This window comes from Rhizobium sp. PEPV16 (genome assembly GCF_008919455.1).
GTDB lineage: Bacteria > Pseudomonadota > Alphaproteobacteria > Rhizobiales > Rhizobiaceae > Rhizobium > Rhizobium leguminosarum_Q.
The window spans coordinates 1-4743 of sequence record NZ_VSZV01000306.1; the positions used below are offsets into that span (position 1 = coordinate 1).

At 62.2% G+C, this 4743-nt stretch carries 4 protein-coding genes; 3 read left to right on the forward strand and 1 reads right to left on the reverse strand.

Annotated elements, in window-relative coordinates; all coding sequences use genetic code 11:
- On the reverse strand, positions 1-432 hold a 432-nt coding region (locus tag FY112_RS16315; protein WP_151518857.1), incomplete at its 3' end, for a TetR/AcrR family transcriptional regulator.
- A gap of 112 nt (positions 433-544) precedes the next feature.
- Here FY112_RS16315 and FY112_RS16320 point away from each other — a divergent pair.
- The 3 genes from FY112_RS16320 to FY112_RS16330 form a co-directional block, all read left to right on the forward strand.
- A complete protein-coding gene (locus tag FY112_RS16320) occupies positions 545-1231 on the forward strand; it encodes a PspA/IM30 family protein (protein WP_151518858.1) in 687 nt (228 codons plus the stop codon).
- A gap of 49 nt (positions 1232-1280) precedes the next feature.
- Positions 1281-1562 carry a YiaA/YiaB family inner membrane protein gene (locus FY112_RS16325; RefSeq protein ID WP_003569708.1) on the forward strand — a complete coding sequence of 94 codons (282 nt, stop codon included), beginning with the start codon at positions 1281-1283 and terminating at the stop codon, positions 1560-1562.
- A 93-nt stretch (positions 1563-1655) separates the two neighbouring features.
- Positions 1656-4743, forward strand: a 3088-nt coding sequence (locus tag FY112_RS16330; RefSeq protein ID WP_246700698.1) for an acyl-[ACP]--phospholipid O-acyltransferase, incomplete at its 3' end; no start/stop codon positions are given.

Consider the following 4743-nt stretch of genomic DNA (forward strand, 5'->3'; position numbering starts at 1 on the left):
GGGCTGCAGTTCGGCCAGCGGTTCGGCGATCACGTCCATCAGGAAGAGGTGTTCGTTAAGATGCCATTGCGGCGTCGGGCTGGTGTCGGGGGGGAAGTGGTCGAACAGCGCCTTCCAGAGGTTCCGGTGCTCGACGGCGAAGCTGAGGTAACCCTGCGCCAGGTTGCGCAGCCGGTCGGTCGGCGGCTTGTCCTTGGTTTCGGCGAGCGTCAGCCTCGCCTCCAGCGCCTTCAGCGTGGCGGAGTTGACGTGGATGACGAGTTCGGCGAGGTCTGAAAAGACCGTGTAGAGACCGCCGAGCGCGCAGCCAGCATCCTGGGTGATGTCGCGGGCTCTGAGGTTCGTCAGCCCGTCCCTGGCGATCCGCTCGCGCGCCGCCTCGATCAGCCGGGCCTTCAGGTCTTCGCGTTTTTCTTCTCGCCTACCGGCCATTAACCATTCCACTTCGATTTTTTTGAACGTCGTTCAAAATTTATCTTGAACGACGTTCATGATTCTGGCATAACACCTCTCGTGAACAACGTTCATAAACCGGAGGAAGGAAATGTTCAAACTGATTTCCATTTTGTTGCGGGGCAGGGCGCATGATGCCGAACAGGCTTTTGCCGACTGCCACGCCGTGCCGCTGCTTTCCCAGCAGATCCGCGATGCCGCCCAATCGATCCAGTCGGCCCGCCGCAGTGTCGCGGTCGCCATCGCCCAGAACGAGCAGGAGAAGGTGCAGCACGGGGCGATCATTGCCCGTATCGTCGATCTCGAGACCCGCGCCTCCGCCGCCTTGGCGAAGGACAATGAGGGGCTGGCCCGCGAGGCGGCCGAAGCGATCGCCTATCTCGAAGCCGAGCGCGATGCATCGGAAAAGGCGCAGGCTCAGTTCACTGGGGCGATCGACAAGCTGAAAGGGATCGTGCGCGCCTCCGAGGCGCGGCTGCAGGAGCTGCAGCGTGGCGAGCGGCTGGCCCGTGCCACGCAAGAGGCGCAGAAGCTCGATGTCGTCGTCAGCGGTCCAGGCTTTGCCACGCTCGACGATGCCGAGGAGACCCTGGCGCGCCTTCGCCTGCGCCAGAGCCAGAATGAGCTGACGGCCGCAGCGCTGAAGGACATGGAAGGCGCCATCCGCCCGGCCGGCATCATCGAGAAGCTTGCCAATGCCGGCTTCGGCGCGCCGCTGCGTTCATCCGCCGATGATGTGTTGGCGCGGCTGAAGAGCCGCATCACGCCCGCTGCCTGAAATTGCATCCAACCAACCATCCATCCATCGAACCATAGGGACCACTGATATGAACGACAGTTTCCAGAAACATTCCGCAAGCTGGGTCAGCTTCTCCTACATCTCCTTCGGCTCGGCCGCCTTCATGCTGGCGCTCGGCCTCTACATGATGCCGCTCGATCTCTGGGGTAAAGGCTATCTCGCCATGGGCATTCTGATGCTGGTGCAGACCACGGTGAATATCACCAAGACGCTGCGCGACAATGCCGAATCCGAGAAGCTGATCCGCAAGGTCGAGGATGCCCGCACCGAGAAGCTGCTCGTCAAGTTCAATCGTAGCGATGAAGATTGATCTTGGTTAACCACAGCGCAGAGTTGTTGACGCATTCAACTTTTGCGTAACAACTCTGTGGCCTTCTCTGCGAGCCGAAAGAGGAACCCTGCCGTGCAACACAATCTGATGACCTCAAGGAAATTCGCGCCGCTGTTCTGGACCCAGTTCCTGACCGCCTTCAACGACAATTTCCTCAAGAACACCCTGGTGTTCCTCATTCTCTTCAAGATGTCGGCGAGTGAAGGTGCCGCCCTGGTGACGCTTGCCGGCGTCATCCTCATCGTGCCCTTCCTGCTGCTGTCCGCACTCGGCGGCGAACTCGCCGACAAGCATGACAAGGCGAAAATTGCCGAGCTGCTGAAACGCTGCGAGATCGCGGTTGCCGCGCTTGCCGTTGTCGGTCTGGCATTCTCCTCGATTTTTGTGCTGATGGCGGCGCTGCTCGGCTTCGGCGTCGTCTCAGCACTGTTCGGGCCGATCAAATACGGCATCCTGCCCGATCATCTCGAACGCCGCGACCTGCCGAAGGCCAATGCCTGGATCGAGGGCGGCACCTTCATCGCCATCCTCGCCGGCACGATCATTGCCGCCTTCGCCTTCTCCGGCGGCGACAATGTGCTGATCTTCGGCACGATGATGATGGGGCTTTCGGTGATCTGCTGGCTGGCAGCCCGCATGATCCCGCCCACCGGCTCCAAGGCGCCGGATCTTCAGATCGACCGTAATGTCATCCGCTCCAGCTACACCCTCGTCATGGAAATCCGCGAGGACAAGCGCCTGTGGCGTTCGGCGCTGATGAATTGCTGGTTCTGGCTGGTCGGCGCCTTCGTTCTCTCCATCCTGCCGACCATGGTCACCGAGCTGCTCGGCGGCTCCGAGCTCGTCGTGCCGGCCTATCTCACCGTCTTTGCCATCGCCGTCGCGATCGGATCGGCCATTGCCGCCTGGATGTCGTCTGGCCGCATCGTGCTGTTGCCGGCCCCTGTCGGCACGGCGCTGCTTGGCCTCTTCAGCCTCGATCTCGCCTGGAACCTCTGGGGCTTGGCTTCGGTGAGCCACGCAACGACGATCGCCACCTTCTTCGCTGGTCAGAATACCATCCGCGTCGCCATCGATCTCGCCGGCATGGCGATCGCGGGCGCCTTCATCGCCGTGCCGACCTTCGCCGCCCTGCAGACCTGGGCGCATGAGGACCGCCGCGCCCGCGTCATCGGCGCCGCCAATGTGCTCTCGGCGCTGTTCATCACCGTCGGCCTCGGCCTCGTTGCCGCCGTCCAGGCGCTCGGCGCTTCCATTCCTCAGATCCTGATCGGCCTCGGCATCATCAATTTCGCCGTCGCCTGGCTGATGCTGAAGACGCTGCCGACCAATCCGTTCCGCGATTTCATCTCGATCATGTTCCGCGCCTTCATGCGCCTCGAGGTCGAGGGGCTGGAGAATATCAAGAAGGCCGGCCGCGCGCCGATCATCGCGCTCAACCATGTCAGCCTGCTCGATGGCGCCCTGGCGCTTGCCATCACCGAGGAAGAGCCCACCTTTGCCGTCGATTACAAGATCGCCCAGGCCTGGTGGGTGCGGCCCTTCCTGAAGATGTGCAAATTCCTGCCGCTCGACCCGACAAAGCCGATGGCGACGCGTTCGCTGATCAAGGTGGTGCAGGACGGCAACCCTATCGGCATCTTCCCCGAGGGTCGGCTGACGGTGACCGGCACGCTGATGAAGGTTTATGATGGCGCCGCCATGGTCGCCGACAAGACCGGCTCGATGGTCGTGCCGGTGAAGATCGATGGGCTGGAGAAGAGCTATCTCTCCTATCTCGACAACGGCAAGATCCGCCGCCGGCTGTTCCCCAAGGTCAAGGTCACCATTCTGGAGCCGGTGAAGCTGGAGGTGCCGCCGGAGCTGAAAGGCCGCAAGCGCCGCACGGCGGCAGGCGCTGCCCTTTATCAGGTGATGTCCAACCTGCTCTTCCAGACCGCCGATACCTCGTCCACCGTGCTCGACCGCGTCATCCGGGCCGGCCACGAATTCGGCATGAAGAAACTTGCCGTCGAAGATCCGGTCACCGGAAGGCTGACCTATGGCAAGCTGCTCACTGGCGCTGCCGTGCTCGGCGCCAAATTCCGCACGATGTTCCCGGAAACCAACCTCGGCGTCATGCTGCCGAATGCCAATGGCGCCGCCGCCACCCTTTTGGGCGTGATGAGTGCTGGCAAGGTGCCGGCGATGCTGAACTTCACTGCTGGCGCCGCCAACATCCTCTCCGCCTGCAAGGCCGCCGAAGTCAAACATGTGCTGACCTCGCGCGCCTTCGTCACCCAGGCGAAACTCGGCCCTGTGATCGCCGAGATGGAAAAGCAGGTGACGATCGTCTGGCTCGATGATCTCAGGGCCGAAATCTCACTCAAGGACAAGATCGTCGGGTTACTGCGCAAGGCTCGGCCGCTGGTCAAACGCCAACCGGATGATCCGGCCGTGATCCTCTTCACCTCGGGCTCCGAAGGCACGCCGAAAGGCGTGGTGCTCACCCATCGCAACATCCTGTCGAACGCCGCCCAGGCCGCTGCCCGCATCGATTTTCACAGCGGCGACAAGGTGTTCAACATCTTGCCGGTGTTCCACTCCTTCGGTCTGACGGCCGGCACGGTGCTGCCGCTGATCTCGGGCGTGCCGGTTTATTTCTATCCGTCGCCGCTGCATTACCGCATCGTGCCGGAGCTGATCTATGCCTCCAACGCCACGATCATCTTCGGCACCGATACCTTCCTCAACGGCTATTCCAGGACGGCGCATCCTTACGACTTCCGCTCGATCCGCTATATCTTCTCCGGCGCCGAGCCGGTGAAGGCCGCAACCCGCCAGACCTATATGGAAAAATTCGGCCTGCGCATTCTCGAAGGTTACGGCGTCACCGAGACGGCACCGGTCATTTCGATCAACACGCCGATGTACAACAAGTCGGGCACGGTCGGCAAAATCCTGCCGGGCATGGAATGGAAGCTCGAACCGGTGCCCGGCATCGATGAGGGCGGCAGGCTGCATGTGCGCGGCGCCAATGTCATGGCCGGCTATCTCCGCGCCGAAAAGCCCGGCGTGCTCGAGCCGCTGATCGACGGCTGGCACGACACCGGCGACATCGTCACCATCGACGAGGACGGCTTCGTCAAGATCCGCGGCCGCGCCAAACGCTTCGCCAAGA